This window comes from Alcaligenes sp. PF14 (assembly GCF_037150615.1).
GTDB classification, from domain to species: Bacteria; Pseudomonadota; Gammaproteobacteria; order Burkholderiales; family Burkholderiaceae_B; genus Alcaligenes; species Alcaligenes phenolicus.
This window is the reverse complement of record NZ_JBAGRS010000002.1, coordinates 347,533-362,857: the sequence shown is the minus strand read 5'-3', so window position 1 is coordinate 362,857 and position 15,325 is coordinate 347,533. Positions and strand designations below refer to the sequence as shown.

Sequence of the window (15,325 nt, the reverse complement as noted above, 5' to 3'; positions counted from 1 at the left end):
ATTAAAGCGGATACAAAAAGGCCCCCGGAGCTCTGACATCCGGGGGCCTGGCACTGCCCGCCTCAACTTATAAGTGACTGGGCGTCACAAATGGGGCTTAACGCGTAATACGCGCCCGTCCGCCAATCGTGGCCGCCAGGCTGGCTACAAAAGCACCGACCAGCAAGGATGCAAATGCCCACAGCGCGAAAGCAGCGGCTGCCTTGCGAGCGGTGTCTGCCGCTTCACGTGCTTGTTGTTCCAGCTTCTCGGCTGTTTCCTTGGCTTGCTTCTGTACGGAGTCCAGACGTTCCTTGGCCTGCTCCGGAGTCAGACCGGTACGGTTGGCCACCAGGCGCAGCAAGTAATCCTGATCCTGCTGGGACACCTCGCCTTCTTTCAGGCTGCGCGCCAGAATGCGGCTGACTTCACGCTCAGGGTTGCCAGCCTGTGCAGGTGCGTTGGCTGGATCGGCCGGACGCAGCAAGGTATCGGTGAAGTAGCCCAAACCTGGACCCTGGGCTTGATCTTTGCCAGCCTGCCCCACAACCGCCGACGCGGCGCCAACGCCTGCCCCAGCCAGATTCGCCCCGGCCTGTGCCGTACCCGACACCAGGGAGGCGACGCCCGAGCCCAGCAAGAACACACTGACAACCGCACTGACAGCCCACACCAGAAAACCATGTGCCGTATCGCGGAAATGAACTTCGTCGCCATGCACACCGGTCCAGTTTGTACGCAGACGCCCGGTGACATAACCTGCAATGCCGTAAGCGATGATCTGTGTGACAAACAGCCAGACAATCGTGCCGATAGCCATGGTGGTGCCCGAGGCCCCTTCATTGCCCCAGGGAGAGATCGCCATGAAACCCAGGCCTGTCCCGCCTACCAGCAAGGTCACCGTCAAGGCAGCGGCAATAACCGCGCCCCCGATGACTGCGCCCCAAGACACAGCGGAATGCGACGATTCCGCGACGGCCTGCGTACCCAAACCTGCATCCGAACCAAATTGCGTCGTAGCCATGATGATTCCTTATTCAAGATTGTGATCGCAAATACCTTAGTGCCAAAACAAGGCCAGCAAAATAATGATAGGAATAGGGACACCCAAGAGCCATAAAAGAATCGATCTCATAACCCCTCCGTTTGAATGAAGAAACAAGAGCCAAATGTGGTTAATAAGCAAAACCTCGCAATCATTCTAGGCAGATAAAAATAGGATGAATTTTATAAAATGTAAAAAGCGCAACCGAATCATTACTCACGGCCTCAGACCAGACCCTGCTCCGGACAAACCCGGAAATAACCCTATATGGAAAACGGTTAAAAGCCTTTTTTCACGAGCCCTACAGAGTAAGAGTAGAACCATGCAAGCTGAAACATCAGGCGGCACTAGCCCTTCCAGCAACTAAAACCAAGAACTCTTCACACAATTCGCATGGCGTTCCACGATTATTTTTTATTATTTTGAAATACTTGTTTACGCAGGCGATTCAGTTAAACAAGCTCAACAATAAATAAACAAAATAGCTGCGATAAGAAAAACAAGCAGAAGCAAAAATTAATTATCAAAAAACAAGAATTCAGAAAAACAGTGTTAGAAATAAAGTAAATGAGGCCAACACAGGCTCCCGGTCACCAAATTCCTGCAAGCTCCCTCGGCGGGCTCAGCCCAAAACGGCAAGCCGGCCCCTGCTACCCGCACCTATACGTATTCATCTGCCCTCAAAAGCGACAAAGAAAGCCATAAAACCGTGCATGGATAGGGCAGACTCGGTTATCCTGTTGCCTCCATTCAAGCTCGGCCGCTGCGGTGGTAAACCGCGCATCATGCGCCTTCTGTATCCCGGTACTGCCAATGACGGCCTGCATTCACAGAGCCTAGCCTATGAGCGACCTCCAAAGTCTGATCGAATCGGCGTGGGAACAACGAGCTTCCCTCTCCCCCAAAGAACACAGCATTGAACTGCGCACGGCCATCCATACCGTGATCGAAAAGCTGGATTACGGTTCCCTGCGTGTGGCGGAGAAAATCGACGGACAGTGGCAGGTCAACGACTGGGTCAAGAAAGCGATTCTTCTGTCCTTCAGGATCAACGAAAACCGCGTCATGGCCAGCGAGCCCGCTCCCTTCTATGACAAGGTGCCTCTGAAATTCGAGCAGCACGACCAGGCTGCGTTTGCCCAGGCAGGCTTTCGCGCCGTTCCCGGTGCTGTGGTACGCCAAGGCGCCTATGTAGCCCCCGATGTCGTGCTGATGCCCTCGTTTGTGAACATCGGCGCTTATGTCGGTGAAGGCACCATGGTGGATACCTGGGCCACCGTTGGTTCCTGCGCCCAGATCGGCAAGCATGTTCACCTGTCGGGTGGCGTCGGTATTGGCGGGGTATTGGAGCCTCTGCAGGCCAACCCCACTATCATTGAGGACAACTGTTTCATCGGTGCCCGTTCCGAAGTGGTGGAAGGGGTCATCGTAGAAGAGAACTCGGTGCTGGCCATGGGCGTCTTCCTGTCGCAAAGCACCAAAATTTACGAGCGCGAAACAGGCAAGATTTACCAGGGCCGTGTCCCTGCCGGTTCGGTAGTGGTCCCTGGTTCCCTGCCTTCAGCCGATGGGCTCTACAGCCTGGCCTGCGCCATCATCGTCAAGCGTGTGGATGCCCGTACCCGCGCCAAGACCAGTATTAATGATTTACTTCGCGCCTGAACATGAGCACTGACAATTCTGTACTAGACACCCTCAAAGCCCTGATTGCCCGCCCCTCGGTCACCCCTGAGGACGCCCACTGCCAGCAATGGCTGGGCGCAAGGCTGGAGCAAGCGGGCTTTAGCCTGGAACATCTGCCCAGCGGCCCGGTGTCCAATCTGTGGGCCCGCCGTGGCACCCAGGCGCCCTTGTTTGTTTTTGCCGGTCACACAGACGTGGTTCCTACCGGGCCGGAAGCGGCCTGGGACTCGCCCCCGTTTGAACCCACCGTGCGCGACGGTCAGCTGTATGGCCGTGGTGCGGCGGATATGAAAGCCTCAATTGCGGCCTTCATCCACGCAGTTGAGGAATTTACCCAGGCCCATCCTGAACACAAAGGCTCGATTGCCCTGCTGCTGACGTCGGATGAAGAAGGCCCGGCCACCGACGGCACGGTGCATGTTTGCCGAGTGCTGAAAGAACGTGGCGAACAGCTGGACTACTGCATCGTGGGCGAACCTACCTGCTCGCGCCAATTAGGTGACACCATTAAAAATGGCCGTCGCGGCTCCCTGTCCGGCCACTTGATCGTAAAGGGTCGCCAAGGCCATGTGGCGTACCCGCAGTTGGCCATCAACCCGCTGCATGTATTCGCCCCTGCGCTGCACGAACTGACAGACCGCATGTGGGACGCCGGCAATATCGATTTCCCGCCCACCAGCTTTCAGATTTCCAATATTCATGCCGGCACTGGCGCGGGTAATGTGATCCCCGGTCAGCTGGATGTGCATTTCAACTTCCGCTTCTCCACTGAGCAGACACCTGCCGGTCTGCAAGCCGAAGTGGAATCCATCCTGCGCCGCCATGGTGTGGATTTCCAACTGGAATGGACACTGGGTGGCGAACCCTTCCTGACTGAGGCTGGACCGCTAAGCCAGGCTCTTGCCAAGGCCATTGAAACCGAAACCGGCGTGGAAACCGATCTGTCCACGACAGGCGGCACCTCGGATGGTCGCTTTATCGCTAAAATCTGCCCTCAAGTGGTCGAATTTGGCCCGCTCAACGCCAGCATCCATCAAATCAATGAACACGTTGCTGTGGCTGATCTTGAGCCTCTTAAAAACATTTATCGCCGTACATTGGAATCCCTGCTTTGTTAAGCCCTTGCATCGATCATTCCTCCCTGCTGGAAGCCCAGCAGGAACTGCGCACCGTGCGCGACTTGTTGCGCTGGTCTGTCAGCCAGTTCAACCGCTGTCAGCTGGCCTTTGGCCATGGCAGTGACAATGCCTGGGACGAGGCCGCCTATCTGCTGCTGCACACCCTGCATTTGCCCCTGGACACGCTGGACCCGTATCTGGATGCCACCGTGCTGGAGTCCGAGCGCGCTGCCTATCTGGCCCTGGTCGCACGACGCTGCAACGAGCGCGTGCCCGCCGCTTACCTGACTGGCGAAGCCTGGCTGCAAGGCCATCGCTTCCGCGTCACCGCTGACACCATCGTGCCGCGCTCTCCCATTGCTGAATTGCTGGCAGAGCAGTTGCAACCCTGGATTGCGGACCCCGATGCCATCTACAACGCCCTGGATTTGTGCACTGGCTCGGGCTGTTTGGCTATTTTGACGGCACTGGCCTTCCCGCAAGCCCAGGTCGATGCCGTGGATCTGTCCGACGCCGCGCTGGAAGTGGCCCAGTCAAACATCGATGCCTTCGAGCTGAACGATCGCATGAGCTTGTACAAGAGCGATCTGCTGGATCAATTGCCGCCAACCGCTTACGACCTGATCATTTGCAACCCACCGTATGTGAATGAGCAGTCCATGCAAAACCTGCCCAAGGAATACCAGCACGAGCCACAACTGGCCCTGGCTGGCGGCGACGATGGTATGGATCTGGTGCGTCGCATTCTGGAAGCGGCCCCCAACTTCCTGGCGCCCGAAGGTGTGCTGGTATTGGAAATCGGCAATGAGTACGACAATTTCATCGCTGCTTTCCCGGAGCTGGAGCCGATCTGGCTGAGCACGGAAACCGCTGAAGACCAGATTCTCTTGTTAAGCCGGGAGCAACTGGCTCTGTGATACGCGCAACTGGAATTACGCTGCGTCGCGGCGTCAAAGTCCTGCTGGACAATACTGATTTCATCGTCAACCCGGGCGAGCGCCTGGGCATTGTGGGCAAGAACGGTGCGGGTAAATCCTCGCTGTTTGCCTTGCTGCAAGGCGAGCTGGATCTGGACGGGGGTGACCTGAGCATCCCCGAAGTCTGGGAAGTGGCCAGTGTGCGCCAAACCATTCCAGACCGTGACCGCCCTGCCCGCGAATTTGTTATCGATGGCGACGAGCGCTTGCGTGCCTTGCAGGAAAAACGTGCCAATACGCCCGACAGCGATGGCCAAGCCATTGCCGAACTGGAAAACGCCCTGATCGAAGCCGATGCCTGGTCCGCCCCCTCGCGTGCCGAGCAACTGCTGGCCGGTCTGGGTTTCCGCCCCGATCAGTGGATGCTGCCCGTGCGCGAGTTCTCCGGTGGCTGGCAAATGCGCCTGTCACTGGCCCGTGCCCTGATGGCCCCTTCGGACCTGCTCTTGCTGGACGAACCGACCAACCACCTGGATCTGGACGCCATGCTCTGGCTGGAGCGCTGGTTGAGCTCCTACCCCGGCACGGTTCTGCTGATTTCGCACGATACCGAGTTTCTGGATGCGGTGGCCCGTTCGATTCTGCACGTGGATCAAGGCAAGCTGGTTCGCTACAAAGGCGGCTACAACGACTTTCTGGTGCAACGTGCCGAGCGCGTACAACAAAGCCAGATCGCCTACGAGCGTCAAACCCGTGAAGCCGCGCGTCTGCAAAGCTTTATTGATCGCTTCAAGGCCCAGGCCACCAAAGCCAAGCAGGCACAAAGCCGCGTCAAGGCGTTGGCCCGCATGCAGACCGTGACGCTCTTGCGCGACGACTCAAGCGTTTCCATTCGCCTGCCCTCGCCCGAATACACACCCGATCCCTTGCTGACATTGGATCAAGCCGATCTGGGTTACCCCGGTCAGGACAAGGCCATTTTGAGCCAGGTCCGTCTGATGGTTCGCGGCGGTGCCCGTGTGGGTATTTTGGGGATGAACGGTGCGGGTAAATCCACACTGGTCAAAACCCTGGCTGGCAAGCTGGAACCTATCAAAGGCGAACGCCTGGAATCCAAAGGCCTGGTGATCGGCTACTTTGCCCAGCACCAGTTGGACTCCATTGACCCGGACTCCACTCCCCTGCAACATCTGGCGCGTCTGGCTCCGGATGTCCGCGAGCAGGAACTGCGTAATTACCTGGGCTCCTTCGGTTTCAGCGGTGATATGGTCACCAGCCTGACTGCCCCCTTCTCCGGTGGCGAAAAGGCACGTCTGGCCCTGTCCCTGATTGTTTGGCAAAAGCCCAACCTGCTCCTGCTGGACGAGCCAACCAACCACTTGGACGTGGAGACCCGTGAGGCCCTGGCGACAGCCTTGGCTGATTACGGTGGCAGCGTGCTGCTGGTATCGCACGATCGCCATTTGCTGCGTTCTACCGTTGATTCTTTCTGGATCGTGGCCGATGGCCAGGTTCAGGAGTTTGATGGCGACCTGGAAGACTACCGCGACTGGCTACTGGCCCGCAGCGCGCAATCGCGCTCGGAAGCTCGCCAGGAAGCGCGTGCGGATACAGGTGCTGAAGGCACAGACCGTAAGACCCAACGCCGTCAGGAAGCCGAACTGCGTCAACGGCAGGCCCAACAACGCAAGCCACTGGAAAGCCGCTTGAAGAAAGTGGAGTCAGCCATGGAGAAAGCCCAGCTGCGTTTGCAGGAACTGGATAGCTTGATGCAGGACCCCGACTTTTACTCCGACAGCTACAAGGACCAACGCCCCGTCTTGATGACTGAGCATGGTGAACTCACCAAGACGCATCAAACGCTGGAAGAAGAGTGGTTGGAAATTCAGGAAGCAATGGAAGAAATCGGGCGACAGGTCTAGGCCTATCGACTCCGTTCTGCTCGTAAACTACTGAAAAAGAAGGCGCCATATCCACAAGGATTGGCGCCTTTTTGACGGAAGCTCTTGATGGTCTGTAAAACACACATTGGGACCTTGCGAGACTGCAGGCACCTGATTGCTGACACCTGGGGATCTGAGGCAGGCCCCCGAGCACCGGGGATATACACTCGTAAAGCTGACTATGCTCCCCCCATCCTTCGTTTTGCTGCAGTACATCGTCCACTGCATGCCTTAGCTAAGGTGATTCCGGCCAGCAAACAACAAACTCATATGAGCCAAAACTCACTCGAGAACCGGCTCGACAACTCAGCTCCCTTCACCCCCATTCCCACAGCCCGCACAGCCCAAATATCCACACAGCAAGTCCACAATGGCCTCTTCCACCTGCTCCGGTGGATACGGCACACCGGGCGGAATGATCGCACCATGAATCAGGGACTCCAGACTTTGCATTACTACCCAGGTGGCTAAATCCAGATCCTGCGGGGCAACCTCGCTACGGTGCTCTTCCAGCAGTTGACGAATGCGGTCACGAATACTTTGATCAGCCTGGCTCTCGCTGGCTGGCGCATCAAAGAAAGGAAAATCCTTTTCCAGTACCCGATGCAATTCCGGGTCCACCCGATGCGCGGCCAACCAGGCTTTGACCAGATCACTCAAACGCCCCCGCAACCCCAGGGACTGCGTATCGGCCAGACTGCTTTCCATAGCCTGGTTCATTTGCAAAGCATGGCGTTCATGCAAGGCGGCAATCAGTGAGTCCTTATTCGGGAAGTACTGATACACCGACCCCACGCTGACTCCAGCCACTTCCGCGACCACATTGGTATTGGTGCCGGCATAGCCACGCTCGGACAAAACGCGAGCCGTGTTCGTCAGTTTTCTAAGTATCGGGCTGCCCCTGCCCGTACTGCCCTTGCATGTACACAATGTGCTGGAGATGAGTACGCTGGTCGTGGGCCTGGTTATCGGTGTTCAATTCGCAGCCGCTTTGCTCTCCCGTGCCTGGGCCGGGAATCTGGCTGATACACAAGGCTCCAAGCACGCCGTCATGCTGGGTTTGATGGTGATGTGCTTGTCCGGCCTGGCCTATCTGGCTTCGTTGAGCTTTGTCAGCACACCAACCCTATCGGTCTGGGTGCTGGTGATTGGCCGTATCTTGCTGGGCTGCGGTGAAAGCCTGATTGTGACGGGTGCCTTGAGCTGGGGCATCGGTCTGGTTGGCCCGCAAAATGCAGGCAAAGTCATGGCCTGGGTGGGTGTGGCCATGTACGGCGCTTATGCTGTCGGCGCCCCTTTGGGTGTTGTGGTGAACCAGGAGTACGGTTTTAACAGTATCGCCGTCGCCGTCACGCTGTTGCCTTTGATTTCCCTGGTGATGCTGCTTAAGGTCCGCGCCACCGCCCCCACTGCGCTACGTCGTACCCCTTTCTACCAAGTCCTGGGATTGGTCTGGGGCGCCGGTATGGGCTTGCTGCTATGCAGTGTCGGTTTTGGCAGTCTGACCGCTTTTATCGCCCTGCTCTTTGCTGATCGCAACTGGGGCAATGCTTCGCTGGCATTCACAGCCTTTGGGCTTACCTTCATTGCTGCGCGCATGTTCTTTGGTCATCTGCCTGACAAGCTGGGCGGGGCACGCGTCGCTTTGCTGTGCGTGCTGGTGGAAGCAGCGGGTCTCTTGCTGATCTGGGGTGCCCACCGCCCTGCCATTGCGTACCTGGGTGCAGCCTTGACCGGATGGGGTTATTCTCTGGCCTTTCCTGGTTTTGGTGTCGAGGCCGTACGCCGCGCACCACCCGAAAGCCGAGGTGTCGCCATGGGCGCCTATGTCGCCTTTCTGGACATTTCTTTGGGCATCACCGGCCCTGCCCTGGGCGCAGTCGCAGGAACCTGGGGGCTGGAAGCGATTTATCTGTTCAGTGCAGTGGTCGTTAGCTTGTCTGTACTGGTGGCGCTGCGTTTGATGCGTCATCCTATAGCCCAGGTTTGAAACCCGTTCCCGCAAAAGCAATTTCATAAAAGCAAAAGGGACTGAGCTTGCCGTTAGGCAGTCTCAGTCCCTTTTTAAACCTTAAACAAAATACCGCAAAGGCAGCTCAAGACAGCCTTATGGGGCTACATACAAAAGGCGGCCCTGTTTTCTGGCTTGTTCCAGCTCCTGCACAACCTGCTGACGCGTCTTATGAGCACTGCCCGCAGGCAGGACTGGATATTCATCGTCTGCAAAATTCAGCAAACCGGCTTGTTGAGCCTCTTGCAACTCCTGAACCACCTGAGCGCGACTTTTGCTGTAGCTCTAGCCCTGCACCTGTGCAGTTCCGTCAGCCGCCCAAGCAGCGCTTGAAGCGATCAAAGTCGTGCAAGCCACTGTCCATAAACCTAATTTCATAATGAATCTCCTTGATTAAAAAAAACCGCCTCTCCGCCAGGACCTAAACAGGTCGAGCAAAGGGAGGCGCAATGGGATTGGGGGGTGAAGAACGCAACAGCACGGCCAGACACAAGGCCAGCAAGCTGCACCAAAACACCAGGTTGTAGGCGCTGATCTGCGCAGCGACCTGCGATTCACGAGCCAGAACGCGAGCCAAGGCGGCCACGCCGTCCGAAGCCCTCTCCATAACCAGAGGGTCACCCTCTACAAGATGGCTACTCAGACTGCTGCAGCTGATATCGCCTGCCATGCGCAGCCAGGTCGACACCAGCGTGGCGGCGGCAACGGGCGTAAAGACACGAGCAGTGGGGACATACACACCCAAAGCCACTCCATGTTGAGGATTCAGATTGGTCACAAAAGCAGCAATCAAGCCGATCAACATGGTGCTCTCGCCCACAGACTGCAAAATCAGGATCGAAACAAACTGCTCCACACGCCAGTCATGGCTAATATGAGTCCCCAGCCAGGCGGTGAAGGCGATGATGCTTAAACCGAGAATCATCATCAGGCGTGGCTCAAGACGTCGGGCCAGATAGATCGCCAGCGGAGTCGAGGCCAGGTAAGCCCCAAACGCAATCCAGGTGGCAGCACCCGCTTGCAGGGGCTTCAAGTCCCCCATCTGGGTCAGAAAGCTGGGGATCAGCAAAGACGTCGGTGTCATCAGCACGCCGAACAGGCAGGCAATAATCAGGCACACACGGATATTTCGATTGCTCAAAGCCATCAGGCTGGCAAAGGAGTTCTGCCTGCGCATGCCACGTCCTATGGCGGCCGCCACAAGCACCACGCCACCGAGCAAAGCAGAAACAACCAGACCGGAATCAGTCCAGCCCAGCCGTTCCGCGGACTCTATCCCGACAAAGGCCAGCACCAAACCCGTACAAAACAAGGCCATCCCGCCCCAATCGGCGTTTTGCAATTGGTCGCGATCTATAGGCGTCAACGGCATGGCTTTCCAGGCCAGAAACGCAATCACTGGCCCCACAAAAGCAGTGGGCCAATACACCCAATGCCAACTGAACTCCTCCAGTAAAAAGCCGGACGTGCCATAGCCCGCATCCATGCCGGTTGAAACACGCAAGCTGTACGCTGCCATGACAGCCAGCCAAAGCCGAGGGTGCACACTGCGCAAAGCCAGGGACATCGTCAGTGGCAGGTAAATCCCCAGACAAAGTCCGGCCAGTCCGTGCAGGCTCAACAAGACGGGGTAATGATGGGCAAAGAAAGGGATCAAAAAGGCGGCCAAGCCCAACAGCAGGCTGGGCACCAGCAGTACCCGGGTCGGCCCGATTACGGTTGCCAGCCACGGCGCAATCGGCATGGAGATCAACTGCGCCGCATTCAAGGCCGTTCCCAACCAGGCCGCCTCCAGCACATCCAAGCCAAACTGGCCGCGCAAGTCCGGCAAGGCAGCGGAAAACAGACGCCCTTGCACGGTAGTCAAGACCGCGCCCAGGAAGATCGCCATCACGGTCAGGATGGGGCGAGCGGTTTGCGTATTAGCCATCAGCCTGGAGAACGGCATGGTCAGCCCTCCTGAGCCCGAACGACGGCCAGTTGACGAGTCTGTTTCAAACCCGGCATGTCATAAGCCGCAACGTGGGAACCCGCCGTGTCGATTCTGGCCTGTGCCGACATACCAGGGCGCAGACGCTCCAACTGTGCCTGGCCCGGCTCCAGCTCAATACGCACCGGTATGCGCTGCACCACTTTGGTGAAATTTCCGGAGGCATTATCGGCAGGCAATAAGGAAGACTCAGCCCCGCTCATGGGTGCAATCTCTACTACGCGCCCCCGCCAGCTGCCACCGGGCAAGCCATCCACGGTCAACTCCACCGGCTGCCCAGGCTGCACATGCGCAAGCTGCGTTTCCTTGTAGTTTGCAATAACGTAGGCCTGCTCCAGGGGGACGATGGAAACAATCTGCGTGCCCTGGTTCAACAAGCTGCCTACTTGCACATGACGCTTGTTCAAGACCCCGTCAAAAGGGGCCACAATCCGCGTATAGCCCAAATTGCGACGGGCAGACTCCAAGGCAGCTTCAGCCGATTTCAAATCAGCGGTACGAATCGCACGCTGCCCCTGCAGAACCTTCAGGGAGTTTTTCGCCAGCTCCACTTGCGCGGTAGCGGCCTCCCCTTGGCTGATTGCCTCATCCAGATCAGCCTGGGCGTTTTCATAGCCTTGCCGTGACAAGGCACCTTCCTTGACCAGCCTTGCCTGACGCGAAGGATTATTACGATATTGCCGCACGCGCACCTGCACGGAGCGCAGCTTGGCTTGCGCCTCTTTAATACGCGCCTGTTGCTGTGCAATTTCACCGTCCAGATTGTCCAGATGGGCCTGCGCCTTGGACTGTTCCGCCCGCGCTGCCGCCACGACCAGCTCGTAATCGGCCGGATCAATCTGCGCAATCAGATCCCCCGCCTTGACCTGCTCATAATCCCCCAAGGGCTGGGCTTTCACGTAGCCCGAAACCTTGGCACTGAGCACCGCAAAGTCGGATTTCACGTAAGCATTCTGAGTGCTCTGTATACGGCGGCTACTGGTCCACTCGTTCCACTGCGTGGTCGCCAGAATCAGCAGCCCAATCATGGCCAGGCAGCCCAGCCAAGGAGCCAGCCGCAGGCCCAGCGCTTTGCGTTCCGTTGAAGTTGTTGAGGTGCTCATAACCGTATCCCTGCTCAATCAAAAATCACAACCTAACACTGTTAGTCTTTAAGCGAATGATAAACTAACAGCGTTAGGTTGCAAATATCGGAGAGAACATGGCAACAAAAGCGCCCCGTATTCAACGTGAACACATCATCCAGACAGCGCTGGACTTGCTGGACCAGGAGGGGCTGGAAGGCCTGACTTTGCGCAAACTGGCTCAGGCCCTGAATATCCAGGCGCCATCGCTGTATTGGCATTTCAATGCCAAGCAAGCCTTGATTGATGGCATGGCTGACGCTCTGGTAGAAAACGTGGCGCGTCACTGTCCAACGGACCAAGCCTGGGATGAACAAGTTCGGCATCTGGGCCTGGAGTTCCGGCAGGCCCTGTTGCAAAGGCGAGACGGCGCTCGCGTCTTTGCGGGTACCTATGTAGTCACCGACAATGTGCTGCGCACCAGCGAAGCCTTTTTGTCCGCTTTCATGCAGGCAGGCGCAGACAGTCAATTTGCTGCCGAGGCCAGCTTTAGCCTGATCTACTACATTCTGGGTTTTGTCATGGAAGAACAGGCTCTGGGGCCCGGCAGCACATTGGACCTGTCTTTACGCAAACAGGCTTTTTTAGAATTGGCTCAAGAAAAGTACCCCAGCAACTGGCAGGCACGCGAGGCAATCTTTTCCGATGATTTTACGGGCCGTTTTATCACTGGCCTGAACCTGTTGATTGATGGTACAAAGCAGCGCATTCAAAACAAACCATAAACAGACCTTTTCAGGACCCGTCCATGCACGTTGCCACACAGGAATTCCCCCGTATCTGGATCTCGAACAGCGCCCCGTCCAATTGGAAAGAGGAGCTGGAAGCCTTGCTGGATCAAGGACGACGCTTTGTCTTGTTGACCCGCGAGCTGCCTGGTGCAGAGGAAGGCACGGACAAGGAGGAATTCTCACAATGGATCAAGGCCAACCGCAGCCGTCTGAGCGTGTCCTGTGCCGCCAGCCTGGTAGTTGTCAGCAATGCCTTGATGGCCTTTTCCTTGAATGCCTTTGTCGCCCCTTTGAGCGAAAAATTCGGCTTTCCAGTCCGCGTGGTGCATGAGGACGATCTGGACGCGCAAATTACCGCTTTTCTGGCTGCCAGCCCGGAAGTGGCAGACAGCTAAGCAGTACGAGTTGCAACTTTATAGGCCCTACACTGTCCATTATCTTTTCTGATTTTGACTGTCACCCGTTTGAGTCTCTCCCCACATCTCCCCACACTACCGCCTGTACTGGCAGGCCCTATTTTGCGTCGCCTCGATTCCCAGCGCCTGGTGCTATGGCTGGTTGGCAGCTCGGCCTTGAGCCTGGACCTGGTCCTGCAAGCAGAGGGTGCCGCTCCCCAGCGTATTTCGCTCAGTAGCGAGCACTGTCGCATCGTACAGTTGGGCAAGCAGGCCTTTATCCACTTTCTGGATGTACCACTAACTACAGCCCTGCCCCAAGACACGCTTGTTCACTACGATTTGCTCGCCTCAATCGAAGGTGGACCGGAGCAAGGGATTGCTGATTGGGCTCCCCATCTGCTGCACCAGGGTCAAACCCGGCCCAGCTTTGTGCTGGCCAGCCGCGCTGACAATCTGATGTTTGGCTCGTGCCGCAAGCCTCATCACGCCTCGCGCGATGGTTTGGCTCAGGCCGACACAGTCTTGAGTGAGCACATTACCCAAGCCCATGCCCGGCCTGCCTTGCTGATGCTGTCCGGAGACCAGGTTTACGCCGACGATGTGGCCGGCCCCATGCTGGCGGCCATTCATGCCTTGATTGAGCGGCTAGGCTTGTATGGGGAATATCTGGAAGGCGCCGTCGTCTCGGATAGTGAATCGCTTTACCGGCACCCCGCTAGCTACTACCGACGTGCGGATTTGCTGCCTGCCTTCAAATCCAACGAAGATCTGCGCGAGCGCTTTTTTGGTGGTGTGGAAAAACCGATTTTCACCACTGCCAACGCACACAATCACTTGGTCACGCTGGCCGAAGTCATGGCCATGTATTTGCTGGTTTGGTCCCCCATCCCATGGCAAATCATTCCCGAGCCTGAGCCTCCTCAATTGGAGCCCAAGCATCAGCAACGCTGGCAACGCGAGTCACTGGCATTGGAAGGTTTCCGTCAGGACCTGCCCCAAGCAGCACGCCTTTTGGCCCACGTGCAAACCTTGATGATTTTCGACGACCACGACATCACCGATGACTGGAATCTGTCCGCCAAATGGGAAAGCGTCGCCTATGGCCATCCTTTTTCACGGCAGATCGTAGGCAATGCCCTGATCGCCTATATGTTGTGTCAGGGTTGGGGCAACCGGCCCGAGGTGTTTGAGTCGGTATTGGACACGGTGACCGCCTGGACCAGCCAGCCGGATGAATATCAGCGTCTTGAACATAAGACTCAAGATGAGCTGATCAAGGAACTGCTGGAGTTTCGCCAATGGGACTATGTGCTGCGCACCCAGCCTACCCTGATCGTGCTGGATACACGCACACGCCGCTGGCATAAGCGCCGTTTGCCCAGTCGCCCGTCCGGACTGATGGATTGGGAGTCTTTGACCGAGCTCCAGCACGAACTGCTGGATGAACGTGCCGCCATCATTGTGTCGCCCACGCCCATGTTTGGCGTCAAGCTGATCGAAGTCATACAAAGCATCTGCACGTACGCGGGTTTTGCTCTGACGGTAGACGCCGAGAACTGGATGGCCCACCGAGGGGCTGCCAACACCATGCTGAACATCTTCAGGCATTCACGCACGCCCGGAAACTATGTGATTCTGTCCGGCGATGTGCACTATTCCTTTGTCTACGATGTACAGGTACGCCATAGCGGGCACATTCCACATATCTGGCAAGTCACCAGCAGCGGCATCAAGAACGAATTTCCGGAAGCTTTATTGAACTGGCTGGATCGGCTGAACCGCTGGCTCTACTCGCCGCGATCCCCTCTGAACTGGTTTACGCAACGCCGTGACCTGAGCATCAGCCCGCGTCTGCCGGATCAGCGCAAACAGGGGGAACGGGTATGGAATGGTTCCGGAATCGGCCAGATCTGGCTGGATGAGGAAGGTCGCCCCGCTCGCATCCTGCATCACAATGCCAATAAAAAGCCGCCTACCGAATTTCTGCCTCCGGATCAGGAGAAGAAAGGGTAAGGCGGCTAGCGTCTGGCTACAGCAGGTGGAACTTACTGACCCGCTACAGAGCTGACATAGGTGGCGACAGCATCACGCTCTTCGTCACTCATGGTTTGTGCAAAAGAAGGCATGGCGCCCATGCCTTCTTTCATGACCTTCAGGATCTGTTCCTTGCCTGGCTTGAGTTCATCCAGATCCGGACCAATTGCCCCGGCTGAACCAGCATCAGCCAAGGTATGACAGACCGCACAGGCAATAGGTTTGGCACCTGTCAGAAACAGTTCCCTGCCTTGCTCCTGAGCGTAGGCTTGAGTACTAAAAACAAATACAGATACTGCAGCAACTAGATATTTCTTCATGATTCCCTTCCATAGCCGCCCCGAGCTGACGG

14 protein-coding genes and 1 pseudogene are annotated in these 15,325 nt (G+C 56.9%); 8 read left to right on the top strand and 7 right to left on the bottom strand.

The window, feature by feature from the left end:
* Nucleotides 1-97: 97 nt before the first annotated feature.
* Complete coding sequence (locus WFM49_RS05740; protein ID WP_045931588.1) at nt 98-1,003, bottom strand: hypothetical protein; 906 nt, start codon at nt 1,001-1,003, stop codon at nt 98-100.
* Nucleotides 1,004-1,867: 864 nt separating this feature from the next.
* Here WFM49_RS05740 and dapD point away from each other — a divergent pair.
* From dapD to WFM49_RS05720, 4 genes are read left to right on the top strand one after another with little or no spacing between them, the layout of a single operon-like run.
* Complete coding sequence (gene dapD, locus WFM49_RS05735) at nt 1,868-2,686, top strand: 2,3,4,5-tetrahydropyridine-2,6-dicarboxylate N-succinyltransferase (RefSeq protein WP_336972237.1); 819 nt, start codon at nt 1,868-1,870, stop codon at nt 2,684-2,686.
* A gap of 2 nt (nt 2,687-2,688) precedes the next feature.
* Complete coding sequence (gene dapE, locus WFM49_RS05730; protein WP_035268144.1) at nt 2,689-3,825, top strand: succinyl-diaminopimelate desuccinylase; 1,137 nt, start codon at nt 2,689-2,691, stop codon at nt 3,823-3,825.
* A complete protein-coding gene (gene prmB / locus WFM49_RS05725) occupies nt 3,819-4,742 on the top strand; it encodes a 50S ribosomal protein L3 N(5)-glutamine methyltransferase (protein ID WP_060185985.1) in 924 nt (307 codons plus the stop codon). Before dapE ends, prmB begins: the two co-directional genes overlap by 7 nt.
* The gene (locus tag WFM49_RS05720; protein WP_336972236.1) at nt 4,739-6,664 is read left to right on the top strand and encodes an ABC-F family ATP-binding cassette domain-containing protein; all 1,926 of its coding nucleotides are present in this window, start codon (nt 4,739-4,741) and stop codon (nt 6,662-6,664) included. The genes prmB and WFM49_RS05720 overlap by 4 nt, the downstream gene beginning before the upstream one ends.
* 327 nt (nt 6,665-6,991) lie before the next feature.
* Here the strand turns inward: WFM49_RS05720 and WFM49_RS05715 are convergent, their stop codons facing one another.
* Nucleotides 6,992-7,543, bottom strand: coding sequence for a TetR/AcrR family transcriptional regulator (locus tag WFM49_RS05715; protein WP_250757056.1), 552 nt, complete (start codon nt 7,541-7,543; stop codon nt 6,992-6,994).
* Between the two features lie 10 nt (nt 7,544-7,553).
* On the opposite strand from WFM49_RS05715, the gene WFM49_RS05710 reads away from it, so the two are divergent.
* Nucleotides 7,554-8,675 (top strand): arabinose transporter, encoded by a 1,122-nt coding sequence (locus tag WFM49_RS05710; RefSeq protein WP_336972234.1) that lies wholly within the window; start codon nt 7,554-7,556, stop codon nt 8,673-8,675.
* A 117-nt stretch (nt 8,676-8,792) separates the two neighbouring features.
* On the opposite strand, the gene WFM49_RS18630 is transcribed toward WFM49_RS05710, so the two are convergent.
* The 4 genes and pseudogenes from WFM49_RS18630 to WFM49_RS05700 all read right to left on the bottom strand — a co-directional run bounded on the left by WFM49_RS18630 (nt 8,793) and on the right by WFM49_RS05700 (nt 11,789).
* The gene (locus WFM49_RS18630) at nt 8,793-8,921 is read right to left on the bottom strand and encodes a DUF4148 domain-containing protein (protein WP_425541755.1); all 129 of its coding nucleotides are present in this window, start codon (nt 8,919-8,921) and stop codon (nt 8,793-8,795) included.
* Nucleotides 8,904-8,963, bottom strand: a pseudogene (locus tag WFM49_RS18625) (hypothetical protein); the annotation flags it as partial. The pseudogene WFM49_RS18625 and the gene WFM49_RS18630, both read right to left, overlap by 18 nt.
* A gap of 154 nt (nt 8,964-9,117) precedes the next feature.
* A complete protein-coding gene (locus tag WFM49_RS05705; protein WP_336972233.1) occupies nt 9,118-10,644 on the bottom strand; it encodes an MFS transporter in 1,527 nt (508 codons plus the stop codon).
* Nucleotides 10,645-10,646: 2 nt separating this feature from the next.
* The gene (locus WFM49_RS05700; protein WP_336972232.1) at nt 10,647-11,789 is read right to left on the bottom strand and encodes an HlyD family secretion protein; all 1,143 of its coding nucleotides are present in this window, start codon (nt 11,787-11,789) and stop codon (nt 10,647-10,649) included.
* 98 nt (nt 11,790-11,887) lie between these two features.
* Here WFM49_RS05700 and WFM49_RS05695 point away from each other — a divergent pair, with 98 nt between their 5' ends.
* From WFM49_RS05695 to WFM49_RS05685, 3 genes are all read left to right on the top strand, one after another.
* Nucleotides 11,888-12,535, top strand: a complete 648-nt coding sequence (locus WFM49_RS05695) for a TetR/AcrR family transcriptional regulator C-terminal domain-containing protein (RefSeq protein WP_336972231.1) — start codon at nt 11,888-11,890, stop codon at nt 12,533-12,535.
* 23 nt (nt 12,536-12,558) lie between these two features.
* A complete protein-coding gene (locus WFM49_RS05690) occupies nt 12,559-12,936 on the top strand; it encodes a hypothetical protein (RefSeq protein WP_250757052.1) in 378 nt (125 codons plus the stop codon).
* A 123-nt stretch (nt 12,937-13,059) separates the two neighbouring features.
* Nucleotides 13,060-14,952, top strand: a complete 1,893-nt coding sequence (locus tag WFM49_RS05685; protein ID WP_336972230.1) for an alkaline phosphatase family protein — start codon at nt 13,060-13,062, stop codon at nt 14,950-14,952.
* A 32-nt stretch (nt 14,953-14,984) separates the two neighbouring features.
* Here the strand turns inward: WFM49_RS05685 and sorU are convergent, their stop codons facing one another.
* On the bottom strand, nt 14,985-15,293 hold the full coding sequence (gene sorU / locus WFM49_RS05680; protein WP_009455724.1) for a SorU family sulfite dehydrogenase c-type cytochrome subunit: 309 nt from the start codon (nt 15,291-15,293) through the stop codon (nt 14,985-14,987).
* Nucleotides 15,294-15,325 lie beyond the last annotated feature (32 nt).

Bases quoted from the DNA above. Each gene is read 5' to 3' on its own strand.
- WFM49_RS05740 (WP_045931588.1), bottom strand. From the start codon at position 1,003: ATGGCTACGACGCAATTTGGTTCGGATGCAGGTTTGGGTACGCAGGCC.
- dapD (WP_336972237.1), top strand. From the start codon at position 1,868: ATGAGCGACCTCCAAAGTCTGATCGAATCGGCGTGGGAACAACGAGCT.
- dapE (WP_035268144.1), top strand. From the start codon at position 2,689: ATGAGCACTGACAATTCTGTACTAGACACCCTCAAAGCCCTGATTGCC.
- WFM49_RS05705 (WP_336972233.1), bottom strand. From the start codon at position 10,644: ATGCCGTTCTCCAGGCTGATGGCTAATACGCAAACCGCTCGCCCCATC.
- WFM49_RS05700 (WP_336972232.1), bottom strand. From the start codon at position 11,789: ATGAGCACCTCAACAACTTCAACGGAACGCAAAGCGCTGGGCCTGCGG.
- WFM49_RS05695 (WP_336972231.1), top strand. From the start codon at position 11,888: ATGGCAACAAAAGCGCCCCGTATTCAACGTGAACACATCATCCAGACA.
- WFM49_RS05690 (WP_250757052.1), top strand. From the start codon at position 12,559: ATGCACGTTGCCACACAGGAATTCCCCCGTATCTGGATCTCGAACAGC.
- sorU (WP_009455724.1), bottom strand. From the start codon at position 15,293: ATGAAGAAATATCTAGTTGCTGCAGTATCTGTATTTGTTTTTAGTACT.